Annotated in this window: 18 protein-coding genes; 10 read left to right on the top strand and 8 right to left on the bottom strand. The window is 42.0% G+C overall.

Features of this window, described 5'->3' with window-relative positions; genetic code table 11:
- Nucleotides 1-126: 126 nt before the first annotated feature.
- Nucleotides 127-690 carry a hypothetical protein gene (locus IPH84_13015; protein ID MBK7174126.1) on the bottom strand — a complete coding sequence of 188 codons (564 nt, stop codon included), beginning with the start codon at nucleotides 688-690 and terminating at the stop codon, nucleotides 127-129.
- Nucleotides 691-829: 139 nt separating this feature from the next.
- On the opposite strand from IPH84_13015, the gene IPH84_13010 reads away from it, so the two are divergent.
- Together IPH84_13010 and IPH84_13005 are read left to right on the top strand one after the other, a co-directional pair.
- A complete protein-coding gene (locus IPH84_13010) occupies nucleotides 830-1,444 on the top strand; it encodes a nicotinamide mononucleotide transporter (GenBank protein MBK7174125.1) in 615 nt (204 codons plus the stop codon).
- Entirely contained in the window at nucleotides 1,444-1,965 is a 522-nt protein-coding gene (locus tag IPH84_13005; GenBank protein MBK7174124.1) for an ATP-binding protein, read from the top strand. Before IPH84_13010 ends, IPH84_13005 begins: the two co-directional genes overlap by 1 nt.
- Nucleotides 1,966-2,048: 83 nt before the next feature.
- Here the strand turns inward: IPH84_13005 and IPH84_13000 are convergent, their stop codons facing one another.
- Nucleotides 2,049-3,041 (bottom strand): DUF255 domain-containing protein, encoded by a 993-nt coding sequence (locus IPH84_13000; GenBank protein MBK7174123.1) that lies wholly within the window; start codon nucleotides 3,039-3,041, stop codon nucleotides 2,049-2,051.
- A 338-nt stretch (nucleotides 3,042-3,379) separates the two neighbouring features.
- On the opposite strand from IPH84_13000, the gene IPH84_12995 reads away from it, so the two are divergent.
- Both IPH84_12995 and IPH84_12990 read left to right on the top strand, forming a co-directional pair.
- Nucleotides 3,380-4,567: a glycosyltransferase gene (locus IPH84_12995; protein MBK7174122.1), complete on the top strand. Its 1,188-nt coding sequence runs from the start codon at nucleotides 3,380-3,382 to the stop codon at nucleotides 4,565-4,567.
- Between the two features lie 274 nt (nucleotides 4,568-4,841).
- Complete coding sequence (locus tag IPH84_12990) at nucleotides 4,842-6,107, top strand: polysaccharide biosynthesis C-terminal domain-containing protein (protein MBK7174121.1); 1,266 nt, start codon at nucleotides 4,842-4,844, stop codon at nucleotides 6,105-6,107.
- Between the two features lie 5 nt (nucleotides 6,108-6,112).
- On the opposite strand, the gene IPH84_12985 is transcribed toward IPH84_12990, so the two are convergent.
- Nucleotides 6,113-6,898, bottom strand: a complete 786-nt coding sequence (locus tag IPH84_12985; protein ID MBK7174120.1) for a class I SAM-dependent methyltransferase — start codon at nucleotides 6,896-6,898, stop codon at nucleotides 6,113-6,115.
- A gap of 244 nt (nucleotides 6,899-7,142) precedes the next feature.
- Here IPH84_12985 and IPH84_12980 point away from each other — a divergent pair, with 244 nt between their 5' ends.
- From IPH84_12980 to IPH84_12965, 4 genes are all read left to right on the top strand, one after another.
- Nucleotides 7,143-8,546, top strand: a complete 1,404-nt coding sequence (locus IPH84_12980; protein ID MBK7174119.1) for a M20/M25/M40 family metallo-hydrolase — start codon at nucleotides 7,143-7,145, stop codon at nucleotides 8,544-8,546.
- A 131-nt stretch (nucleotides 8,547-8,677) separates the two neighbouring features.
- A complete protein-coding gene (locus IPH84_12975) occupies nucleotides 8,678-9,622 on the top strand; it encodes an SPOR domain-containing protein (protein ID MBK7174118.1) in 945 nt (314 codons plus the stop codon).
- Between the two features lie 185 nt (nucleotides 9,623-9,807).
- On the top strand, nucleotides 9,808-11,688 hold the full coding sequence (locus IPH84_12970) for a type IIA DNA topoisomerase subunit B (protein MBK7174117.1): 1,881 nt from the start codon (nucleotides 9,808-9,810) through the stop codon (nucleotides 11,686-11,688).
- A gap of 137 nt (nucleotides 11,689-11,825) precedes the next feature.
- Nucleotides 11,826-12,632, top strand: coding sequence for a choice-of-anchor J domain-containing protein (locus IPH84_12965; protein MBK7174116.1), 807 nt, complete (start codon nucleotides 11,826-11,828; stop codon nucleotides 12,630-12,632).
- Between the two features lie 246 nt (nucleotides 12,633-12,878).
- On the opposite strand, the gene IPH84_12960 is transcribed toward IPH84_12965, so the two are convergent.
- The 5 genes from IPH84_12960 to IPH84_12940 are packed head-to-tail and all read right to left on the bottom strand — an operon-like array spanning nucleotide 12,879 to nucleotide 21,650.
- Nucleotides 12,879-14,096 (bottom strand): PKD domain-containing protein, encoded by a 1,218-nt coding sequence (locus IPH84_12960; GenBank protein ID MBK7174115.1) that lies wholly within the window; start codon nucleotides 14,094-14,096, stop codon nucleotides 12,879-12,881.
- Between the two features lie 25 nt (nucleotides 14,097-14,121).
- Complete coding sequence (locus IPH84_12955; GenBank protein MBK7174114.1) at nucleotides 14,122-15,459, bottom strand: RagB/SusD family nutrient uptake outer membrane protein; 1,338 nt, start codon at nucleotides 15,457-15,459, stop codon at nucleotides 14,122-14,124.
- 16 nt (nucleotides 15,460-15,475) lie between these two features.
- The gene (locus IPH84_12950; GenBank protein MBK7174113.1) at nucleotides 15,476-18,382 is read right to left on the bottom strand and encodes a TonB-dependent receptor; all 2,907 of its coding nucleotides are present in this window, start codon (nucleotides 18,380-18,382) and stop codon (nucleotides 15,476-15,478) included.
- Between the two features lie 23 nt (nucleotides 18,383-18,405).
- Nucleotides 18,406-19,695 carry a cyanophycinase gene (locus tag IPH84_12945; GenBank protein MBK7174112.1) on the bottom strand — a complete coding sequence of 430 codons (1,290 nt, stop codon included), beginning with the start codon at nucleotides 19,693-19,695 and terminating at the stop codon, nucleotides 18,406-18,408.
- A complete protein-coding gene (locus IPH84_12940; GenBank protein ID MBK7174111.1) occupies nucleotides 19,689-21,650 on the bottom strand; it encodes a cyanophycinase in 1,962 nt (653 codons plus the stop codon). Before IPH84_12940 ends, IPH84_12945 begins: the two co-directional genes overlap by 7 nt.
- Nucleotides 21,651-21,746: 96 nt before the next feature.
- On the opposite strand from IPH84_12940, the gene IPH84_12935 reads away from it, so the two are divergent.
- Nucleotides 21,747-22,922: a beta-aspartyl-peptidase gene (locus IPH84_12935; GenBank protein MBK7174110.1), complete on the top strand. Its 1,176-nt coding sequence runs from the start codon at nucleotides 21,747-21,749 to the stop codon at nucleotides 22,920-22,922.
- 135 nt (nucleotides 22,923-23,057) lie between these two features.
- Nucleotides 23,058-24,548, top strand: a 1,491-nt coding sequence (locus tag IPH84_12930) for a M20/M25/M40 family metallo-hydrolase (GenBank protein ID MBK7174109.1), incomplete at its 3' end; no start/stop codon positions are given.

Raw genomic sequence — 24,548 nt, 5'->3', positions numbered from 1 at the left:
GCCTGGCAGGTTTGCGATCCGTCGGCTGACGGAAACTGCTTAGAATGAGTTATACCGGGAGAAGGAATTGCTCCGCCGGTTGGCGGATCGCAAATCTACACGATTCGGTATAAATGGATTGCAGGATTACTTACCCCTGGAGCTTTGTTTCCATGCGTCAAGCATGCTTACTGTGCTCGAATCAGGTCGTGCAATAATGGTTGTAAAGCGCATGGTTTTGGTATCTGCCGGCCAGAAAATCACAGGCATATGTTCACCCCCGAATTCCCCGTTGCATTGCTGGAAGTTTTCCCCATCATCGTTAACAGCACCCATACTAAACATAAATGGCCCTTGTTTATGATGCTGATATAGTCTTACTGCCGATAAATCAGTGAATTCCATGACAACTTCTCCACAAAGTTGCCCATCCTGTTCAAATAACCGTTTTTTGAATTTTGTGGCTTTAGGAAAATCCCTTTCTATTTTTTCTCCATTCAACCACATATCCATCAGCTCATCATAATCCACTTTTAGCTCACCTGCAGAATCAAGAGAGTTGGAGAAAATATTGATATACCGAATGGTTAATCGTCCCGAGTTTTCACCGGTCATTTGAAATGTGTACTCTTTCTTTTCACAGGTCAGGCAACTGCTTAATCCGGCAATCAAGAATAGTGTTAGTGCTATGAATGCATAAGGCTTCAGCATGAAACAGAGATTTAGGTCAAAATTACTAAAATACCGCTTCAGGCAAATGTCTTTTATTTGAACCGTATGAATTGGCTATTGATACTTAGTCCTGGGGATCAATGAACTTTTCTACCTTTGCCAATTCTTGCCCTATATCATGGAGTTAGCTACCCTCTTTTCCGAGGTTTATCAAAATCTGTTGAACACTTCCCTCACTGAATTCATCGCAGTGATTTTTGGTTTGTTAAGTGTTTGGTATGCCCGTAAGGAAAATATCTGGGTTTATCCCACCGGAATTATCAATGTATTGATTTATGTATACCTGTGTTTTCATGCCGGTTTGTATGCTGATATGGGTATCAATGCATTTTATTTTCTCATGAGTGTATATGGATGGTATCGATGGACACATAAGGATAGCGAAAGTCATCAACTCCCGATCTCGGTCCTTAACAGAATTCAATGGATATATGCCATAGTAGCAGTTTTGGTCTTCTATATAATTGTAAGATTCGTCCTAGTACGTTTTACAGATAGTACTGTTCCGGATTTTGATTCATTTACCACAGCCTTGTTTATTATAGCAATGTGGTTGATGGCTATCAAAAAAGTAGAGAACTGGATTTTCTGGATAATCGGGGATGCTTTGGTGATTCCGCTGTTCGCATACAAAGGCCTGGCATTCACAGGATTCCAATATATAGTTTTCCTGGTTCTGGCCATTATGGGATATATTGAATGGAGAAAACGTTTCAAAAAATCAATGGCCTGATGTTACGGATCGCGATAACAGAGCCTGAATCAACAGGCAAGTCATGGCTGGCTGAGCAGTTAGCTGAACATTATGGGACAGTTTGGGTGCCGGAATATGCCCGTGAATACCTGGAGCAATCAAAGGGAAAATATGGCTTTGATGATATTCTCAAGATTGCTGAAGGACAACTCCGAAAAGAGGAAAAAGGATTGTTGGATGCATCGGGAATCTTGTTTTGCGATACGGATTTTATTGTAACCCGAATCTGGAGTGAGGTGAAATTTCAATCCGTTCATCCCTGGATTTTAGAACAGGTGTACAATCACAGGTACGATCTCTATTTACTATGCAATACTGATCTGCCATGGGAATATGATCCCCTGAGGGAACATCCGGAGATGCGGGATGAATTATTCAAAAGGTATGAAACTGTGCTGAAAGAGATCCATGCAAACTACAAAATTGTAAGCGACCTGGGTGAGATGCGAAAGCAAAATGCCATCAGGTTCATTGAAGATTTACTATCCGGTCAGCTATAGAATATCAAAGGTTTGATACCGATAAATGAACCATTTCCCGAAGAAAGAAAATTTGAATGAAGCGCTGAGGCTTTTGTAATTCTTTAGATATCGGCCTTAAAGGTTTTGATGTATTCGGCCAGTTTTTTCGTTTTATAGGCGCCTGAACCTACAAAATTGATTAAAGCATAGAAGTTCAATGGTCCCAGGTAGGACTGTTGTTTGTAGATTTCTTTCTTATCCGGGCTAAAAAAGAGGAGCGATGGGAACTTGTAAGAATCACCGAGTTGTAATGTTGCAAGTTCATGAAATTTCTCAGGTTTCATCAGGTTAAAATAGGGTTTATCCCACACCAGGGTATCTTTTGTTTGTGCATCAAGACGTACACAATAGAAATTCTTGTTCAGGTATTCAGCAACTGTTGGATTTTCAAAAGCATTGAAAAGCATCACCTGTGAACCAACATTTAAACGGGCATACCAATTGATGAATAAAAGTTTAGGCTCTTTTTTCTGAAGTTCCAGAGCCTCGCTGAGGGTATGCCATTTGATTGGGTTTTCCAACATCTTAGCCATATTGATCATAGGATAAGCGACCTGGTAGGATTGAAACCACAGATGAAATGGGGTGGTCTTGTTAATTTCTTCCGCAAAATACACCAGGATTGACCTCATTTCATACCGGCTTTTATATCCTTTCATCACAATTCCGGAATTCTCCTTGCTGAAGAATAAAAAGGAAGGATATACAGGCTCTTTGCCCAGAACTTCAGTTACAATACTGTTGATCTGCTCACCCTTTTTTATAAAATAAGTTTTCCCATTTAACCATTGGATTGCGCTGTCCGTAACATTAACAATAACCGGATAAAAACGAGGCTTCAGATAAGTACAGATCTCTCTTTTTGTAAAAATATTCTCAAGCATCATTGTACAGGTATCCTTGCCTGGCATATTAAAAAATACCATTACAGGTTTAGGATCCTTACTTCTTAATGAGATCACTTCTTCCATTGTTTTCCAGTAAACAACGGTATCAGTTGTAACCTGGGCATCTGCTTTTGGAGAAAAAAGAAAGAGAAATTGAAAAAAATGCAAGGATTAGAATTCGTTTAAAGTCTGTTTTCATGTGGTATGTACAATAATTGACTGATTAAAACGCTACAAAAATACTATTAGATACATTAAGGCGTAAGTAAATATGAATCTTTAACAACTAAATGGAGCATTTCACATTATTGCCAAATTTAGTGCGGAGATTACTACCTTTATGTTAAGTTGCCATTTATAATCAATTGACGTGCCAATATTTACTACTGCCATAGTTTCGTAAACCATTTATGTATTTCTCCCTTTGAAGAGTCAAATATGATCGGATTAACTCATTGATTGCACTTATATCCATTGATTTTTTACATTTGGCAAGGATTACAATCATGAAGACAGGAAAACCAAGGATACTTTATTTGCCAAGGTGGTACCCAAACCGCAGGGATCCTATGCCCGGACTGTTTATTCGCAGGCATGCCATGTCAGTGAAGGATTATGCTGATATCGCAGTGCTTTATGTACACCTGAATTTTGAAAGGGATACACCAACTTATGAAACAGTAGTTTCTGAGGAATTTGATATTCATGAAGTTAGTGTGTATTATCGGGCCAGTCATACCAATATTGCTTTTCTTGACTCAATAATCAATCTTATCAGGTTTTTCAGAGCCCATCAAATTGGATTTCAGAAACTTAAAAAGAATAACTGGCACCCTGACCTCATCCATGTGAATGTTTTAACCCGTTGTGGGATTATCGCATTATTTGAAAAGTTTAGCAAAGGAACTCCATACGTGATCACCGAACACTGGACCCGCTATCTTCCGGGCATGGATAACTACAAGGGCTTTCTCAGAAAATGGCTTACAAAAAGGATTGTCAGGAATGCATCTGCAGTGCTGCCTGTTACCCAAAACCTTCAGAGAGCTATGGAACTGCATGGTTTGACAAACAAGCATTACCATGTAATTCCCAACGTTGTCGATATTAATATGTTTAAACCGGCAAAACAAAAGAATGAACTTCAGTCAAAAATGATTCTGCATGTCTCCTGTTTTGATGATAACCAGAAAAATATCTCAGGCATTCTGAGAGTGCTCAAACGTCTCGCTGCAAAACGGCAGGACTGGTATTGCACAATGGTTGGAGAAGGGATCCATTATAATAAATTGGTTAGGTTGGCTGAGGAGATGCACCTTAAGGATCGGTTTGTCTATTTTACCGGGTTGAGGGAAAATGAAGAATTATCGGAATTGATGCAACAAGCTGATTTTCAGTTGATGTTCAGCCGATATGAGAATTTGCCGGTAGTAATACCTGAAAGTTTTGCTTGTGGTGTCCCTTTTCTTTCAACGAATGTAGGAGGCATTGCTGAGCATATTCATTTGAGCCTTGGCAGGTTGGTCCCATCAGAAGATGAAGATGCATTGCTCCGGGAAGTTGAATTTATGCTGGATCATCCTGCTGAATTTGATAAACAACAAATCAGGCAATATGCACTGGATCATTTCAGCCAGGAAGTTATCGGACGGCAGATATGGGAGGTTTACCAGGAGGTTCTTAGTGCAAAATGAAAAATGCAAAATGAAAAATGCAAAATGAAAAATGCAAAATACAAAATGAAAAATGCAAAATGTAAAATGTAAAATGTAAAATCCAAGAGCCATCCGCCAGTTGGCGGACCAAAATCCAAAATCATACATTAAACATCATAAATAAAACATCAAACATCCGACATCCGCAATTATAAATCCGCAATCATACATCCGCAATCCGACATCAAACATCCGACATTAAACATCCGACATCAAACATCCGACATCAAACATCCAACATCAGACATCAGACATGCTGAAAAAGATCATCCATACTTTCGGAATCCGGGCTTTTTCAGCTGTGATAAACCTGTTGATCGCCGTCCTGTTATCGAGATATCTTGGTCCGGAAGGGAAGGGGAGCCAGAGTATTATTATTACGACCATCAGCTTCATCCTTATTTTTTCCAACCTGGTGGGTGGGGCAACATTGGTATACCTGGTACCTCGCTTTGAAGCTTATCTTTTGCTTGTCCCTTCCTATGCCTGGACATTGCTCATGGGAGTTGCATCCTGTATAGTCCTTTACTTCACAGGACTGGTGGAGGCAGAGTTTGTTCTACATATCAGCATACTGGCTGTGATCAATTCATTCATGAGTATTCATTCCAATTTGCTGATTGGGAAACAGAGGATCAAAGAATCAAATCAACTGGTCTGGTTGCAGTCGGTAATACTGGTGATTTCACTGCTGGTGTCTTTCCTGGGGTTTGGCTTGATGTCGGTAAATGCCTATATAATTTCACTCTATGTTTCCCTTGGGTTATGTTTGCTGATAAGTACATTCCAGGTCAGGGAGTATTTAGCAGGCTTGAAATTGTTCCCCATTATTCAGTTTCTGCCTGTTGTCAGTCAGATGTTCAGGTATGGCCTTCAGAACCAGGTAGCGCACATTACCCAACTGTTAAGTTTCCGGCTTAGTTATTATGTTCTCGGCGAGTATAAAGGGTTGGCTGCAGTGGGTGTATTTGGTAATGGTATTTCCATAGCTGAGTCCATCTGGCTTATTGCAAAGAGTATGTCACTGGTACAATACTCATGGGTGGCCAATTCTGATGATAGAGAAAAGTCAGCCGGTATGACCATGAAATTGATCAAACTTGGATTCCTTTTGAGCCTTATTCTGATGATACCATTACTGGTGCTGCCGGTTTCTGCCTATAGTTTTATTTTTGGACCCGGGTTTGGAGAGGTTAAACAGGTTATCTGGACGCTGGTGCCAGGGGTGCTGATTTATAATTTTTCCATTTTACTCGGTCATTATTATTCCGGGACGGGCCGGTATTATGTAAATACACGAATATCTTCCGCAGGCCTGGTTATCTCAGTTCTGCTGTATTTCATGCTCATTCCTTCATTTGGTATTTCAGGAGCAGGTTTGGCAACCTCCATTTCCTATGTATTTACCTCTGTGTTATTCCTTTGGTTCTTTGCAAAGGAATACCAGGGATGGTATAAGGATTTGCTTATAACCCAGGATGATTTTACCAGGCTGAAAGATTGGCGAAAATTGTTTTAGAATTTCTATTTGACTGTTAAATCGACCCTGAAAGATACCTTTTGATTTCTAGCCGGTGACTTGAAATTTGGCAGATAAACGGCACAAAGTGTATTGGCTACATGGAAGAGATGTCCGTGTTTCGAGGGATCTGTTCCATCGAGGATGGCGGATAACACTTCATATCGTACCTTTTCCGGATTAAAAGCATAATCATGCCATACCACTACAGAATTTTCGTGCAGCAGATTTGAAAAAACCTTACGGGTATCATTCAGGACTCCCTCATAGTGATGATCCCCATCGATAAAGACCAGGTCAAATTTTTTATTCAACTTGCTGAAATCAAAACTAAAGGAGTTTGCTTTCAGGTGTTGCACATTTGCCAGGTGCTTTGATAAAACCGCATGTTGAAGGATATATTCTTCAGTCATACCCAAAGCTCTTTTTTCTTCATCCGGCAGATCCATGGTCATACACTCAGCCACAACCGGACTGACATTTGCAACGCTTTCACCCCTCCAGGTACCTATTTCAAAATACGATTTTGCCTGAACCTTTCCGGCAAGAGCCCTGAGCAAAGCAAGATCGGTAGGGAGGGAGCCGCCATCCAGGAATAGGAAAGGTTCCACTTTGTCGGTGAAAGGACCGAAAAGGTCAAGGAAATTCAGTTGAGGGAGTTGTCCTGTCTGTGAGTGGTTCTTTTTTAAATAATTCTGCCAGCGATCATTATCTTCCAATACGAGGTTAAGGAGATATGGATTTCTGAGAATGCTGAAGATTGCCTGAAAACTTTTCCTGATTTTATTCATTCCTTAAGTATCCTGGGAATATGGCCTGCCTGATCCGTAATGCCTCCAAAAGTAAGCATAATTGAAAATCAGCGGATAGAAATCATCGAAAAATGAGAGTCGCCGGCACACAGGAAAGTATCATCAGATATCAGTCTGTATTTATCAATAAAATTAGTGTCTTTAAAAACAACGTTGAGCCTTCAAAAAAACTAAATTCACAGCCTATAAAGAGCGAATGGGTTTGATTTATATTCCAAGGTTTATGGTAAGATTTTCTAAGTTTATTTTTCTGGCAATTCTTCCCTTTCTGGGAATAAGTGTTTCAACAGCACAGAATATTTCCGGCATAGAACAGAACCTTCGTCAGGATATTGGTGCCCTGGCACATGATTCAATGTTTGGCCGTGAAGCCGGCTCTCCTTATGAGTTAATGGCTGCGACTTATATAGCAGAATCTTTTAAAAAGTCCGGACTGGTCCCTTTTCATAGCAATGATGGATCTTACCTGAAAAAATTCAATTTCCAGAATTACCAGTTTCAGGAAGGAAAATTGGCAATCAATGGAATACAATACAAAAGTGGGGTCGACTTTGGTGCCGTTGCCGGGTCAGCCGATGGTGAAATCAATGAGGTTGAAATCTATGACAGTGAAAGCACAGATCTAAAAGATGCGACTGGTAAAGCCATTTTATTCGATCTGAAAGGCAGGAAGAAAATGAGTCAGAAAGCGATCCGACAGAAACTTGATAGTATAGAATCGATTGCTGGTCAAGGTGTTGCAGCCATCATACTATATAATGGTAAGAATTCGGAGTTCCGCAACCTTTTGTTTTTTGCTGATTCTACATCTGACTTTAAAGTACCAGTTGTATATGTTTCAATGAGTCTTGCAAATCAGATCAAAAAACTAGATCACCCCAAAGCTACTTTACTTGTTAAAATAAACCGTACAAGACCTGCAGCCTATAATGTTGCTGGCTATCTCAACAAGGGAGCTGCTAAGACCATTATCGTTGGTGCGCATTATGATCACGTAGGAACACCGGGAGTGAAAGACCCAAAAGTGGGAGAGCCAAAGATACATAACGGTGCTGATGACAATGCCAGCGGAACTGCCGCCATTATGGAACTGGCAAGGTGGGCCTCTGTTCAGCCGGATCTGAAATACAATGTTCTGTTTATCGCATTTGGTGCAGAAGAAAAAGGCCTTTTTGGTTCTAAAAACTTCTGTAATTCCCCTGATTTCAGAAAAGAAGAAATTGCCTGGATGTTAAACCTTGATATGGTTGGACGTTTCAACTGGAATGGGAAAAACAACCTGTTTGTCCTGGGGTTAGGATCATCGCGTACCTGGAACAAAATATTAAAATCAATGGGAAAAGGTGATTTCAAATTCAAAAAAACGAAAGGTGCTCCCGCCTTTTCCGATCATCACCCCTTTCTTGAGAAAGGGATTCCTGTGATCTATTTCACTACGGGCTTACATGATGATTACCATAAACCAATAGATGATGCAGAATGGATCAATTACAACGGTGAAGCCCACATTGTTGACTACCTTCAGACATTGATACTGAAGATGCAATCAGTTACTCCTCCGGAATTCAAAAAAATATCTTTCTTTCACCAGGTAGGTGCAGTCTTCAAGATCTTTATTTTCAAATAACAGACTTTGAATATCGGGAGGAAAGAGCCGACACTTCAATACAGTTGTTTTCTTTGATGAAACTGACAATTGACGTATCTTTACAGCGTAAATGAATGTTAGAAGGATAGTATTTCTTATTTGTTGATCGTATGCGTATAATCATTTGTTTTCTGGGCATCATCCTGTTTTTTCATTTAAACGGTCATTCACAGGATGTACCTGTTAAAACAGTCAATGACCCCGGAGATAATTTCTGTGTGTCGCAGGAAGAAATGATTCTCTTCAATCTAGTGAATGACTTGAGAAAACAAAGTAAGCTTTCAGTTATTCCTTTATCGGGTTCACTAAGCCTGGTTTCGCGCATTCACATTGAAAACCTGCTGACCTGGAAACCCCAGGAAAGTGGATGCAACCTGAATAGCTGGACAGAAGGTCCGGGATGGTCTTCCTGCTGTTCCAACAAGGATCCGCAAGGGATCCGGTGTATGAACAGCAAACCCTCTGAAATTACTGATTATACGGGTAAAGGATATGAACTGGTTTACTGGGAGGAGGAATCTGCTTCTGCGATTGAAGCTTTTGAGCTCTGGAAACAGGTCCAGGCTTCAAGGGAAATGATTCTTAATAAAGGCAAATGGCAATCCAAAGAATGGAAAGCCATGGGTGTCGGGGTAAAGAATGGGTATGCAGTTCTGTGGATGGGCGATAAAAATGACAAACCCTCCAATATCCTTATTTGTGGAACAGATTCTTTAGTTCAGCATTTGGCCACTAAAACCCAGGATCTAAAAGTTGACGATGGTAAAGTCATTAAGAAGGAAAATAATGCAGCAAAAGCATTGGAAATCACAACTGATGCTGATAATAAAGAATCACATCATTATTTTATTGTGGTTGCAAGTCATAAAACTGAAGAACCAGCCAGACAGGAAGTCAGTGATTTAAAAATCAAGGGTTACAATGATGCAATGGTTGTTAAGTCAGCCGATCGGTTCAGGGTTTCACTTGGCTCATATCCTACCGAATCAAAGGCCAAAACAAGGATAAAAGAACTAAAGCCCTCATTTCCTGATTGCTGGCTTTTAAAATTATAAGATACAGTATTTCTTATTTGACTTTTGTCTTATACTACTGTGATTCTTTCAAGGAGCAGTTCATCATCTCATTTTTCAACTTTTTTTCACGGATTAAGAACAGCCCCCTGTGCATAACTTCTGCTAAAAAGGGCATTACATGGCCTGTTTAGAATTTTCAATTGATCTATATTTGCCTCAGAATTATGGAAACACAAGGCAGTTATAACGAAGACAGTGTCAGGTCATTAGCCTGGAATGAGCATATCCGTCAACGTCCGGGTATGTACATTGGTAAATTGGGAGATGGATCTTCTCATGATGACGGTATTTATGTTCTCCTGAAAGAAATCACGGATAACGCTATTGATGAGTATGTAATGGGCCATGGCCGCACGATTGAGGTGGTGATTAAAGATCAGTCGGTGAGTGTACGTGATTATGGCAGGGGGATTCCACTTGGAAAGCTCATAGAGTGCGTAGGCCAGATGAATACCGGTGCAAAATACGATTCTAAGGTTTTTAAGAAAGCTGTGGGATTAAATGGTGTCGGTTCTAAGGCAGTTAATGCATTATCCAGCCATTTTACAGCTCAGTCGATCCGTGACGGGCGAACAAATATTGTAAATTTTGCCAAGGGTGACCTGGTGAAAGAGACTGGGGAAGAACCATGTGAACTCCGGAATGGTACATTGATTACCTTCACACCCGATGAAAGCCTGTTTGTAAATTACCATTTCATCCCCGAGTATATAGAGCAGATGCTCTGGAATTATTGTTACCTCAATAACGGCCTGGTTATATATTTCAACGGGCAGCGTTTCCAGGCTAAGAATGGTTTGCTGGATATGCTCGAGAAGGTGAATAATGGCAATCCTAAACTCTACCCGCTTATTCATATTAAGGAAGATGATTTCGAATGCGCATTTACACATAGTTCGCGGCAATCAGGTGAAGAATATTATTCATTTGTCAATGGCCAGCACACTACCCAGGGTGGAACTCATCTTGCCGCCTTCCGTGAAGCATTTGTAAAAACAGTCAGAGAATTTTACGGGAAAGATTTCGAACCGGGTGATATCCGGTCATCATTGGTTGCTGCAGTCAGTGTCAGGGTTTCAGAACCGGTGTTTGAATCCCAGACCAAAACAAAACTTGGTTCATCTCACATGGAACCCGGTGGCGTTACCGTGAATAAATTTATTACAGATATCCTTAAGAAACGCCTTGATAACTTCCTCCACATGAATAGCGATGTGGCTGAATCTTTATACAGGAAAATCCTGCAGAATGAAAAAGAGCGTAAAGAGTTAGCCAGCATAAAAAAGTTAGCGAAGGAAAGTGTTAAGAAAGTCAGTCTTCATAATAAAAAACTCAGGGACTGCAGGGTTCATTATAATTCAAATGATGAACGTAAACTTGAAACTACCTTATTTATCACTGAAGGTGATTCAGCCAGCGGAAGTATTACAAAAAGCCGTGATGTGAATACCCAGGCTGTATTTTCACTAAAAGGTAAGCCATTGAACTGCTTTGGAATGAATAAAAAGGTGGTCTATGAAAATGAAGAATTTAATCTCCTGCAGGCTGCATTGAATATTGAAGACGATATTGAAAACCTGAGATATAATTATATAGTTATTGCTACCGATGCCGATGTTGATGGAATGCATATCAGGTTATTATTGCTGACATTTTTCCTGCAATTTTTCCCTGATCTGGTTAAGACAGGACATGTCTTTATCCTTCAAACTCCATTATTTCGTGTAAGGAATAAGAAAAAGACGACCTATTGCTATAATGATGAAGAGCGGGTGAATGCCATCAATGAATTAGGCCCCAACCCAGAGATCACCCGATTTAAAGGTCTGGGCGAAATTTCTCCCGGTGAATTCAGCCATTTTATCGGGCCTTCAATGCGGCTGGATCCTGTAATCCTTAAACACTCCGGTGATATTGATTCCATGCTATCATATTACATGGGGAAGAATACCCCTGAACGTCAACGGTTCATAATTGAAAACCTCAGGCTGGAAGATGATGTCCTCCCTGAAACGAAACCTAAGGAAGTGGTTGTGGCCCTCTGATTTTATTCATTTCTTGCTTTTAATGCGTTATTTTCCAACTGCCTAGGATTTTTACCTCTGGTTTGGTCAAAATCTCGCAATTTTTTATTATAATTGTAAATCAAATAGTCAATTATTTAAATATTAAAAAGAAGCCTATGAAAAAGCCACTACTCTTACTTGCAATGATTGGGATCAGTTTATTCTCTTTTGGACAGACTTACCTTCTGGAAGAATTTTTTGATGACCCTGAGAATCTCCCTTCTACATTCACAACCATCGACCAGGATGGTGATGGTTATATTTGGAGAATAAATACATGGGAGTCTGAAGTTTATGCGGTGTCAGATTCATGGTTAAGTGATCCTGGTGCTTTGACTCCTGAAAATTATCTTGTTACTCCTAAAATCAGCCTGGCTGGTTTATCCGGGACTGTTACACTTCGCTATACTGTTCAGGTTGCTGATGAGGAATATTTTGAGGAAAAATACAAAGTTGCCCTTTCTACAACAGGAAACCAGGTGGCAGATTTCTCCAATGTGCTTTTCACAGAAACTACTACGTTGACTGAGTATTATGTTTGGAAGGAGCGACTGATTGACCTTACGCCATTTATCGGGGAAGATATTTATCTTACCTGGTGTCATTTTGAATGCACCGATATGTATAAATTATTGCTCGATAGTATACAGGTAATCTATAATACCGATGTAAGTGTTAATGCTGAACCTGCTCTCCATTTATCAGTATTCCCAAATCCGGCAACTGATCAGGTGAAGGTTAGCGGTGACTTCGAAAATGCTGAAATAAGCCTTTTCACTGCTGATGGCCGCCAGGTTTATCGTTCAGTTAACGAAACTAAACAAGCCTTCATTCCAGTTTCACGCCTGGAAAAAGGTGTTTACATCTTAAGACTTCAAACCTCTTCTGGAACTATCACCCGAAAAGTGAATGTGACGCACTAATGTGGTTTGTATTTTATACCTGATCGGATAGGTTAGCAAAAATAATGCTGCATTTCCTTTCGGTATAATTCGTCTCAAAGTGATTAATCTGCCAGGAAAGAGAAAGGCTGTCTCAATAAAGAGGCAGCCTTTTGTTTAGGCTGGGGTATGCAGGAAGTCATGGATATAGTTCTTTTGAACACTGCCTGAAAGATGAGAGCTCCATTTACCTTGCAATCCAGTCGCCAAGGCGGTTTCAAGATGATTCTATTGCCCGCCTTGACACAGTTTTACCCAGGATATTTGCATCGCATGCGGACTCACTCCAGTTATCCAGTCTTCCTGACCGGAACCATCGAGGTTTGATCGGATGATTTTCCCGTCGGGATTGGAGTTGCTGATTTTATAACCCCAGAAGAGTTTGTTGTTCTTATAATCGATGGTCATACCCCAGGTGGCTTTGGATCCAAATTCACCGATTTTACCAAGGGAAGTGCCATCTGTATTGCACATATAAATTCCATTTTCAGTAATGGCTGTACCATCAACCGCATATACTGCCATATATACTTTTCTGCTGAAAGGGTTCAGTTCAATCGCTGTTCCATCGATATCGACAATGTGCTCGGTCATCCCGGTTCCATCAAAATTTACTGTAAAGTATCCTCCGGTATAATCGGTTCGGTCATTTACTAAAAAGATTTTTCCGGTAGCAGCATCATACTGCATATCAATGGGATACTCTGGTTCAGATGTGCCAGTATTGATGAAAGGTTCAGGATTGGATCCATCAAGGTTGCAGCGATAAATGCCACCGGGCCTGCCCCAGTATAGCTTATCACCAAGTACCATCAGGGCTTCGGGTGAATCTACAATTTCCTGTCCGGGGACACTCACATCAAGGATTTTTACCGGATTCTTCCCGTCGGCGTCATATTTATAGATTACACCCAATGAGTAGTCAGAGATATATACTTTGCTGTTAATGGTATCAACTGCAATCCCATATGGCCTTGAAAGGTCAACCTTTTCAAAATCCTGCACAACAGGGGCTCCATCACTAAGTATGACCAGGTGTCCGTTTCCACCTTCCGGGCCGCGGGAAGTGAAATACATCACCTGGGTAAATCCGGCTAACGGGTCCTTTACATTGATAACCAGTGTTTTCACCAGCTCGTTATAATACACATCGTTCTCAGGAGTACAGGTTAAAGTAACTGTGTAAAGCCCGGGAGCAGTATATTCTACAACAGGGTTTTCTTCAGTTGAGGTAGCGCCATTTCCAAAATCCCAATGATAACCTTTCGCGTTCAATGAACTATTGGAGAAAGTCGCCGTACAAGGAAAGTAGCCATCATTTGAGAGTGTGAAACTGAAATCAGCAATTGTACTTGCGGGAGGGTTTCCCAGTTCCTTCTTTTCGCAACTGCCTAATATCAGGATCAGCAGGAAGGAGAGTAGTATGAGATGATTTTTCTTTTTCATATTCAGTAAGTTGTTTTAATTAAAATCAATAACCATCGTTCTGCTTCATCAGCTTGTTGGTTTGCATTTCACTCAAAGGAATAGGGAACAGATAATACTTAGGATCAATGCCAAGCAGGGTAGAGGCTGTTTTGGTTCTTACAATGTCATCCCACCTGTGTCCTTCAAATGCAAATTCTATTCTTTTCTCTTGAGCGATTGCAGCTTTCAACTGATCATAATTAGATGCTTCAGTCGATTGTAAGCCAGCTCTTTGGCGAATAGCATTAATATCATCTTGAATAATGGTAATATCCCCAGCGCTGTATGCCAAAGCTTCAGCCCTGATCATGTGCATTTCGGCAAGGCGGAATACATATACACGGTCAGCACCTGATGCCACTTCGTTGTACTTTGTCGCATACACCTTGTTTTCTGAATCATAGGCAATGGAAACATCAAAGCGGTTGTCACCGGTTTCATAACTGCTGATGATCGGGTTTGAAGGTGCAATTTCATAACGTCCGGTAAGGCTCCTGGGATAAAAATACTGTGCCAGCCTGTTGAAATTCTGTGCATCATACACAACTTCAAATACTGACTCAGAAGAATTTGCACCATTGAATAAATCAGCATAGGAAGTTGCCAGGCTATATTTTTCTGAGGCAATTACATCTGTGGCTCTAGCAATCGCTTGCACTGCACTGTTTGCGTCATTACTGTAATGGTAATGGGTCAGGTATACTTTGGCAAGTAAAGCTTTAGCACTGAATTTATTAGCCCTGCCGAGTGAAGAAGTTTCCGGAAGATCTGATTCAGCTATGCTTAGGTCGATGAGAATCTGGTTGTATACAGCATCCACAGAATTCTTTGCCTGGTCAATGTTGCTGAGGTCAAGTGTTGGCTCAGTTTTAACGGGGACTCCGCCAAAATGGTTTAGTAACCGGAAATAGCATAAAGCTCGCAGGAAGTAGAGTTCTCCTGAAGTCTGTGCTTTTTCGGTTTCAGTCATATCATTAATGGATGGTAGTCTCCACAATACATTATTAACACGGTTAATTCCATCATAAGCTGCAGCCCATATGCCTTCAACGATCCCATTATTGGCAGGAATATTATGCTGAAGGATTTGCTGATATTCATAGGTAGTTCCTGTCCAGTCGAGGTTATCTGCTGCCAGGTCGCCAATAATGATCATATTCCGGCCATAGAGTCCGACAGCCTGAAGGGAATTATAGCAGCCTGCAAGGGCTTTTCCAACGCCAGCTTTGTTGGTAATGGCAACATCAGGTGATATTGAAGCCGTTGGTTCTACATCCAGTGCCTTATTACAGGAACTAAGCAAAACGGCAAGTGAAAATAGGAGGTATATAAATTTTTTCATCTCAGTTAAATTTGAATTAGAATTTAATGTCAAGACCGGCAATCAGAGTCCTGGATGTTGGATAGGTAAAGAAATCTGTACCCATGATAATATTGTCGTTGCCATAGTAATTGACTTCAGGGTCCATGCCGAGGTATTGAGTGAAAGTATACAGGTTCTGACCTGTGATATAAGCCCGGATGGATGTGTTCTGGAATATCTTCAGCATCTTTTGAGGGAGTGTATAACTCAAAGTTACATTCTTAATCCGCAGGAAAGAGCCATCTTCAATAAAGCGGGTAGAAAGGTATGAGTCACCCACCCGTGGAATATTAGTGATGTCACCGGGCTGTTTCCAGCGGTTTACCATACGGGTGGTCTGGTTGTCTTCACCTCCTCCTGATTCAAGATAGATAAAGGTTCCGTTGAATATGTCATTTCCATATACCCCCTGAAGGAATACAGATAATTCAAAACCTTTATAACCAAAGGTATTAGTGATACCACCTGTAAAATCAGGATTCGGGTCACCGGTTTTTGTCATGTCTTCTGATGTGATAAGGCCATCATCATCAAGATCATCATAAACCAGGTTTCCTGTGGTTGGATCCACCCCAAGGCAGATCAGGCCATAAAATACCCCGATCGGTTCATCAATCATAACACTGTTTCCACCTCTTCCTAAATCAAGGATAGGTTGGTCCTGGTAGAGTTCTGTGATCTTATTCCTGTTAGTTGACCAATTAAACGTGGTGTTCCAGGTGAAATCTGATTTGATATTCTGGGAAGTAATGGCCAATTCAAGCCCTTTGTTTTCCAGTGATCCAATATTTGCACTGATTGAACTGAATCCGGTTGAAGTAGGGATTGGACGTTCCAATAACAAATCCGTGGTTTTATTCATATAGTAATCAAATACCACATTGATACGGTCTTTGAATAATCCTATGTCAACACCAATTCCTCTTTGCAATGTTGTTTCCCACTTAAGGTCCGGATTGGGTAATTGGGTCGGTGCAATCCCGGAACTTCCTCCATAATTATAACCTCCCCCATACAATCCCAGGGAAGCAAAACCCGGAATGCCATCATTTCCGGTATAACCGTAACTAAGTCTGAGTTTAAGTTCAGAAATGGCATTTACATCTTTCATGAACATCTCTTCCTTCATACGCCAGGCAAAAGAAGCAGCCGGGAAATACCCGTAACGGTTATTCTTTCCGAATTTGGAAGAGCCATCAGCCCTTGCTGTTAAGGTGACAATATATCTATACTTGTAATTATATTTCAGTTGTCCGAAATAGGAGTTCATTCCACTGTTGCCTGCTGATGCCGAGGCTGCCCTGATGGTACCGGCTGATGTTATGTATTGCAGGTTCTCATTAGGGAAATCGATGCCTTCGATATAAGTACTCCGGCTTGCGTATTTTTCAAGCTGATACCCGGCAAGTGCTTCGATATTATGCATCTCATCAAGGGTGGTAGCGTATTGTAAAACGTTGCTGGTCATAAGGTTGCTGACATAAGTAGTGCCTTCGATCCCAAGTCCGTTATACTTTGCCCCCTGCCTGGTTGTTACTGGATCGTATTCATGTTCCCTGAGCAGGTAGAAATCGGCTCCCCACTTACTGGTAAATGTGAAATTCCTGAGGAATTTGTAGGTGCCGAATATATTGGCATTCGTCCTGTTGGTAAATGCCTCATTAACGGTTTCATTGATAATAGCGACGGGATTGGCATAAGGCCCCAGTTCATTGTAAGTACCATCTTCATTATAAACCGGGTAAATGGCAGGGATTGAAAGGGCATTGGGTAAAGGCCCAAAGAGTGTTTGGTCCCCTTCAACCCGGTCGTTTTTTGAGTAGGTAATAGCTACTCCACCACCGATGGTAAAGTTCTGATTCACCTTATGATCCACATTCAAACGTCCGCTGAACCTGTCATAGGCCGTTCCTTTCACTGTCCCTTCCTGGTTGTAGTAATTTCCTGAAATAAACAATCGGGTATTGTTGTTTCCTGTACTAATGGATAATTCGGTATTTGAGGTAGGAGCTCTTTGCAGGATCTCTTTCATCCAGTCAGTGTCAATGCCCTGAATATTGGTGCCTTTGTATTCATTCCATTCCTGTGCGTTCATCAGGTCAAGGATGCGTTCTTTTGGCATAGTCTGCACACCCACTGACTGATTCAGTGTGATGGAGGTCTTCTGGGCATTCCCTTTCTTGGTGGTAATCAGGATTACCCCATTGGAAGCCCTGGCACCATAAATAGCCGTAGCAGACGCATCCTTCAGGAATGTGAACTGCTCAATGTCATTGGGATTTAAATCCGTTAAAGCATCTGTTTCCTGACCGCTATAGCCAATCTGGCCATAACTCCCGGTGATTGTAGTAACCCCATCAATAATGACCAGGGGAGAATTGCTTGCATTTATTGAGCTTCCGCCCCTGAACTTGATGACGTTCTGCCCCCCGGGTGTACCTGAATTCTGATTAATGGTAACACCGGCCACTTTGCCCTGGAGAACCCCGTCAATGGTCCTGATGGGTACCTGTTTGATCTCTTCTGAATTAACAACTCCAAATGAACCGGAAATCAATTTTTTGCTTTCTGTAGAATAGCCAACAACCACCAATTCGCCCAGGTCCACTTTATCCTCTGCCAATTCAACATTTACGACCTTTTTTCCATTGACAGGAACTTCCTGCTTTTTCATTCCTACATAGGAAAATTGCAGTATGCCATCTACAGGGGCTTCAATTCTGTATTTGCCGTCAAGATCGGTTGTAGTTCCCCTGGACGTACCTTTCAGAATGATTGTGACCCCCGGAATAGCAGATTTGTCGGTGGCAGAAGTTACCTTTCCACTCACCGTAACATCCTGGGCCTGAAGCCAACTGACAAAAAATATCAGTGCAAGGAATAAGAGATAAATTTTCTTCATAAATAATTGTTTTGAATGATTGGTTATTGCTTTGGTTGAAGTAACAGGTTAACTGGGTAAATATCCATCAACACTTTCAGAACTGTGCAGGATGTATATTCAGGGGTGATTTCAGCCTCAAAGCCTTCTGACAGCGGCGTTTTGCTGAACCTGATCATATAGGCTGTCTTCGTTCCGCTGATATTGAGGTTCTCAATGCTTCCGGCAGCTTTATTGTTAATTAATTCATTGGTTATCAGATCCCTGAAGGAAGGGTTTTCTCCATTTAATATTCCGGTTTGAATAGTTGCTTCATGGTCATAATACTCATTTCCTTTGATTGATTTTTTGCCCGGAGCCGGACTTGCAGTCTTCTTCTCCAGGTCATAAACATCACCTTCTTCCAGGTATGAAAGTACAACATTTTTTAGCGCAAGTCCCCCGCTGGTGGAAGTAACCTTTGTATCAAAATTCTCCAGAATTGTAACCCCGCCGGCACCTGCAACCTTGAAGCTCTTTGTTGCCGGGTAATAAATGATGGCTGTGTTTTCATCCACGCCAAAAGCAATATTACTTTTCGAGTATTTGCTGTTAAGGGCTACAGCCAAACGGGCCAGTCGCCCTTTTGCATGAAAATGCTGATCAACAATTCCATAAGGGAAAAATCCCAGGCCTGTGGTTATCAGAAGGCTGCCTTTTTCTGCTTCATCATTGATATCAGTGGAAATAGGAAGGGTTAGTGCCCCAAAACTGCTGCCGTTTCCTATCATTACTTCACTCATAATGGCCGCACCGGCACTCGATCCACCGATAACGCCTCCTTTCTGGTATACCTCTCTCACCGCTTTTAGAACAGGGGTTTCTGTTCCATCAGGATTTACAAGGGTTTTCATGGTCCTTAACTGGTCGCCTCCGGTAAACCAGACAGCTGTTGATTTTCTTACAATTTCAGCCAGTTTTGGATCAGACCCATTATTTTTCCATTGTGATTCGTCCACATCGGTTGTGCTGTCATCATCCACCATGGCAATGTTGATGAGATGAATCTGTTCTGCCTTCAATCCATATGTCATCAGGATTTTGCTGAAGCTAACCCATGATTGGGCTGCAACCCCACTGGCAGAAGGGATAACAGCAAACCGAGCCTTTTCAGTTCCACCGGCTAATTCAATCATCTGTCCATAAATGCTCTTGTTATTGGCTTCCAGTCCCCCGCCTACAATTACCAGGCTTCCACCGGTATTTTGAGAATGAATGGTGGTATTGAATGTCACGAATATCATGCAAACAAAAACCAGACTGAGGGAGAAACTATTTAGATACTTAGTTACCATGCTATTTTTAAACTTTTAGAGAAAGGATTATTGATCAACGTTATCTTTAAAATGTAAATTCCATGCGGATAGGATTGCATGCTTAAAATTGCAGGATTATCACTTGGCTGAGAAGTGGCAAGGATCTGGCCTCCGGCATTAACAAGTTCCCATCTCTTAACAGGATATTGAGCATTAATCCTCAGGGTGGAGGTAATTCGGTCGGTAATGATCGACACATGCGGTTTATGTGCATTTTCCGGAACTGATATCGAGGAGGTTTTCCCCATGATAAATGGCCGGGTATCATCAATCAACGAGAGTTGCATCTGGTCGAAACCAGCCACCTGGCGGGGGAGTGAACTTGTGGAACCCGTAGAAGTCTGGGTTGAAAATCCTCCGAGGGTTGCTGTATTGGTAAGTATCATCACCGGGGCAATCCCTTTGCCTGTTAAGGTTGAATTGCCATCAACCGGTGAATATTTCATGAAGCTGTGATTCGTCAGCCATATCCCGTATTTCAGGGTATCTTTTACCATGGCATAAGGCACAGCAGTGGCTGTGTTTTCATAAATATCACTGTTCAGGTAGGTATTGGGAATGATGACACTGTTCCTTAGCAAGCCAAGCCCGGGCCCCAGGGTCATTTCGCCATAGTATGAATTGCCGTATTCCAGGAAATTACCGACAACGGTTTTGCCTGCAAGCCTTGAATCCATTCCCACAAAGGCCGAAATGCTACCGCTTGCTCTAAGCTTTTGTTCAAGATAATTGCCATTAATACTGCCCAGGAAGTCAAGAAGATGCTCAGGATCATTGGATACAAAAAGTACCTTGCCTGCTCTTTGTAAAATACCCAAAGTGCTGGTATCAGACCCATACAACTGAGAAGGTTCAATCATATCTACCTGCATCTGCGCCAGGTTTGTCAGGGCATTCATAAAGGAGGTGGCTGTGCCTGCATTTTCCGAAATAATGGCAATTGCATCCGTTTGGTTTCCTGTCTGCAATACCAGTTCCGACAACATTTCCTGGTTACTGCTTAACAGGTCGCTGCCGCTGGCTAATATGGTGTAATTTCCTGATTCTGTTAAAGTTGATGCATCAATGGGCTTGGTAAGTGAAGTATAGATCGCCTCGCCTGTCACAAAATTATAGGTGCATCCCTGTAGGAGTTGGGTTACACTCACCGAGTCGATGAGAAGTTTATTACCATTTAAGGAAACACTTCCGGTGAGTTTGTAAATATTTGTGCAACCGGTTCCGTAAGCAGTGCCAACCAGGTTGGAATCGATGGCCATGCAACTCAGGTCATCAATGCCTAATCCAATTACATCAACGTTTTCATTGAGTTTAAGGTTCGCCAGGAAACCGCATAATCGTCCGAACCGGCCCCTTTCAGCAAAATGAGTATCGAAAAGATATCCCGGGACAAAGCCGAAGAAATCATCTTCAAGGGTCATGTAAGAATTGTTCGGATTTTCAATGCCTTCATAAGGGTAAACAGTCCCGTTCTCAGCAGTAAAAACAGTTTCCGAAAGTATATGCATGCCAGCTGATGTGCCGCAAATAGTCCCGCCAGCGGCAAAGATGTCCTCTACAGCCTGCTGTAGCATTGTATTCCTGTAAAGCGAATAATATTCCCATTGGTCACCACCCCTGAAAAAGATGGCCTGGTAAGTCATAAGTGTATCGTAAGTTACCTGGCTGTCGGCACTGTCGCGCGTATCAATGGCAAATTCGCGTGCATAAGCAGCTTTACAGTATTGTTTAAGATAAGGGGCCAGGCTTCCGGTGCTTGTGCCGATCACTGCCACTCTTTTTCCTTCCACAGCCCAGGTATAAGCAGGGGTACTCCAGCCAATAGCGGCAGTTTTTTCACTTCCTCCTCCGACAATCAATAACCTGCCCCTCTGGCTGTATGCATTCATTACCAGCATGATGCAGAAAAATGCCAATGAAATATATATCCTCATATCTATATTTGATCCTAAAGCGAATTTAGTCAAACTGATGGTAACTTTGAATAAGCTCAAATTATTTTAGCACCTTTGTGTATAAATAATATCCTTATGCTGACTTTATTCAGGAATGCCGAGATATATGCTCCAGCCTATCTTGGAGTTAAAGATGTTTTAACAGGTGGAAAAACGATTCTTGCAGTCTCTGATTCAATCACTCCACCCACAGGGGTTGAGGTAGAAATCATTGATTGCACAGGGCTTAAACTCATTCCCGGACTCATCGACTCCCATGTGCATATTACAGGAGGTGGGGGAGAAGGCGGCCCTGCCAGCCGAATGCCTGAGCTTCAGGTAAGTATGATGATTGATGGGGGTGTTACCACTGTGATTGGTTGCCTTGGAACAGATGGTATCACCCGTACAGTGGAAAGCGTTTTAATGAAAGTAAAAACCCTTCGGGCCCAGGGTATGTCAGCCTGGATGTATACCGGGGCATACCAGGTTCCGCCACCCACCATTATGGGCGATATAGCCAAAGACATTGCCTTATTTGATGAAATTATCGGGGTGGGTGAAGTGGCGATCTCTGATCACCGTTCTTCAGTCCCTACCTTATCGGAATTAACGCGCCTCACAGCACATGCCAGGGTTGCAGGAATGATAGGAGGGAAGGCCGGTATCCTGAATATGCATATGGGTGATGCACAGGATCCATTCCGTCCGTTGCATGAAGTGGTGGAACATTCAGAAATGAGCTACAGGCAGTTCATACCTACCCATTGCAACCGTAATGCCTATATTTTCGAGGATGCCAAAGTCTATGGAATCAAAGGGTATGTAGATATCACCACCAGTTCATATCCTTATTATGCCGATGAAGAAGTAAAACCTTCCACTGCCCTGAGGCTCTTACTTGAGGCAGGCGTGCCTATCAACCATATTACTTTTACTTCCGATGCATGTGGCTCATTGCCTGGTTTTGACCCTGTTACAGGAAAATTGATTAAACTGGAAATGGGCCTGCCCGATTCAGTCTGGAGAGAGATCAGGGAAGCCGTACTGGATGAAGGACTCACGCTTGAAACAGCCTTGCAGGTGGCCACATCAACCCCGGCAACCCTATTGAAACTCGATTCCAAAGGAACACTGGAAGCCGGTAAGGATGCCGATCTTGTGCTGCTGGACCATGAGTTGAACATTAAGCAGGTGATGGCTATGGGGAAAATGGCCGAAAAAGTCTTTGAAAGAGAAATACTGTTTCACAAATGTTTCATAATTGCGTAATCAGTAAATTTCAAAATAAAGGGCAATTTTACTATTTTGACCCTCCTGAAGGAAAGCTTGGCTTGATACTGAATTCTGTTGCCAAGGGATGAATGCAATTTGACCAGTTACATGATGAGTTTTTATTGACCATCATTGGATGCAAATAGCTATTATTCAATGGGTTATTCCTGCTCAGCCTGGTTTCCTGGCTTTTGCCAGCAGGATACTGTAACTGACAGAATTCCGGCACATTACTATTCAGGGATTCATAAATACCTGTCATCCGAATTACTTGAAGGGCGTGAGATTGGTAACAGGGGTAATGCTTTGGCAGCAGGGTTCATTGCTTCCCAGTTTGAATCATTTAATATTCAACCAGTTAAAGGGAGCTTGCACTATTTTCAGGCTTTTAATGTCCTGAAATACCGGGCAGCATCCTCAATTTTACAAGTGACGAATGAATTTATCGAAGAGCAACCTGCGATTAACCTTGTGGATACTATTGATTATGAATTGATTCCGGGGAGCAGGGAGGTTGATGCCACAGTTCCCATCATCTTCGCAGGATATGGAATTTATGCCCCGGGAAGTTCCTATAACGATTATGAAGGTTTGGATGTTAAGAACAAAATCGTGGTTTTTATTGAAGGATTGCCGGGTAGTGATGAAACTCCAACAACAGTCCTGAAGAATTTTCAGTCGAAGGTTCCGGCAGAATGGGCTGACCTCGCGTATAAAACTAACATTGCCGGGAAACTGGGGGCAGTGGCTGTAATTGAAGTAAAAAATACCACCCTGAAAGAAACCCGGAAAAAGCTGCAGGCCGTAGTCAAATCAGTGGACGACAGCATCCGGAACCTGCCTTATGAGGATGCTTATTATACTCTTACCGGGGATACCGCCAGCGAAACTATACCGGTTCTGAGGTTGAACAGGGAATCGACCCTGAAATTATTCGGTGTTTCTGATTATCGCCTGGATGTGTATATCCGTTTCAGGGATCAGCAACCCGAATCCAGCCTGGTACAAAAAGTCGGACTTAACGGGAAAATTCAAACCAGGAATCATTCAGAAACCATACCTGCCAGCAATATCCTGGGATTGATCCGCGGGAAAGACACTACTCTCACCGTTATCGTTGGAGCGCATTATGACCACCTGGGGAAACGAAATACCGGTATTTATTGCGGAGCTGATGACAATGCCTCCGGAGTAGCCGCAATGTTAGGAATGGCCCGATATTGGTCAGAGAAGAAAGAGGCTCCACCCTGTAACCTGGTATTCGCCTCCTGGTCGGCTGAAGAAAAAGGTTTACTGGGAAGCCGGTATTTTATGAATTTTGGGCTGGAAGTGGATAGTATTGCGCTATATATAAATATGGATATGGTTTCCCGCTCTGATCCTGCCGACAGTCTTGAACGCATCCTCAGCATCGGGACACTGCCCACAAGTGATACACTCAGGAGTATGGCCATGAAGTTGAACAATTCCCTGCCTGTGGCTTTTCAGCTCGATTTATGGGATGTAACCGGGCATACCGGAAGCGATTATGCATCTTTTATTGATCACAAAATTCCGGTGATGACCTTCTTTTCCGGCTTTCATGATGATTACCATTCACCGTTGGATACCTATTCCCGGGTT

Source organism: Bacteroidales bacterium (assembly GCA_016707785.1).
Classification (GTDB): Bacteria; Bacteroidota; Bacteroidia; order Bacteroidales; family UBA4417; genus UBA4417.
This window is presented reverse-complemented; position numbering and strand designations above follow the sequence as displayed.

Excerpts from the sequence above, each read along its gene's own strand:
- IPH84_13015 (MBK7174126.1), bottom strand. The coding sequence starts at position 690 with ATGCTGAAGCCTTATGCATTCATAGCACTAACACTATTCTTGATTGCC.
- IPH84_13010 (MBK7174125.1), top strand. The coding sequence starts at position 830 with ATGGAGTTAGCTACCCTCTTTTCCGAGGTTTATCAAAATCTGTTGAAC.
- IPH84_13005 (MBK7174124.1), top strand. The coding sequence starts at position 1,444 with ATGTTACGGATCGCGATAACAGAGCCTGAATCAACAGGCAAGTCATGG.
- IPH84_12995 (MBK7174122.1), top strand. The coding sequence starts at position 3,380 with ATGAAGACAGGAAAACCAAGGATACTTTATTTGCCAAGGTGGTACCCA.
- IPH84_12990 (MBK7174121.1), top strand. The coding sequence starts at position 4,842 with ATGCTGAAAAAGATCATCCATACTTTCGGAATCCGGGCTTTTTCAGCT.
- IPH84_12985 (MBK7174120.1), bottom strand. The coding sequence starts at position 6,898 with ATGAATAAAATCAGGAAAAGTTTTCAGGCAATCTTCAGCATTCTCAGA.
- IPH84_12980 (MBK7174119.1), top strand. The coding sequence starts at position 7,143 with ATGGTAAGATTTTCTAAGTTTATTTTTCTGGCAATTCTTCCCTTTCTG.
- IPH84_12975 (MBK7174118.1), top strand. The coding sequence starts at position 8,678 with ATGCGTATAATCATTTGTTTTCTGGGCATCATCCTGTTTTTTCATTTA.
- IPH84_12970 (MBK7174117.1), top strand. The coding sequence starts at position 9,808 with ATGGAAACACAAGGCAGTTATAACGAAGACAGTGTCAGGTCATTAGCC.
- IPH84_12965 (MBK7174116.1), top strand. The coding sequence starts at position 11,826 with ATGAAAAAGCCACTACTCTTACTTGCAATGATTGGGATCAGTTTATTC.
- IPH84_12960 (MBK7174115.1), bottom strand. The coding sequence starts at position 14,096 with ATGAAAAAGAAAAATCATCTCATACTACTCTCCTTCCTGCTGATCCTG.
- IPH84_12955 (MBK7174114.1), bottom strand. The coding sequence starts at position 15,459 with ATGAAAAAATTTATATACCTCCTATTTTCACTTGCCGTTTTGCTTAGT.
- IPH84_12950 (MBK7174113.1), bottom strand. The coding sequence starts at position 18,382 with ATGAAGAAAATTTATCTCTTATTCCTTGCACTGATATTTTTTGTCAGT.
- IPH84_12945 (MBK7174112.1), bottom strand. The coding sequence starts at position 19,695 with ATGGTAACTAAGTATCTAAATAGTTTCTCCCTCAGTCTGGTTTTTGTT.
- IPH84_12940 (MBK7174111.1), bottom strand. The coding sequence starts at position 21,650 with ATGAGGATATATATTTCATTGGCATTTTTCTGCATCATGCTGGTAATG.
- IPH84_12935 (MBK7174110.1), top strand. The coding sequence starts at position 21,747 with ATGCTGACTTTATTCAGGAATGCCGAGATATATGCTCCAGCCTATCTT.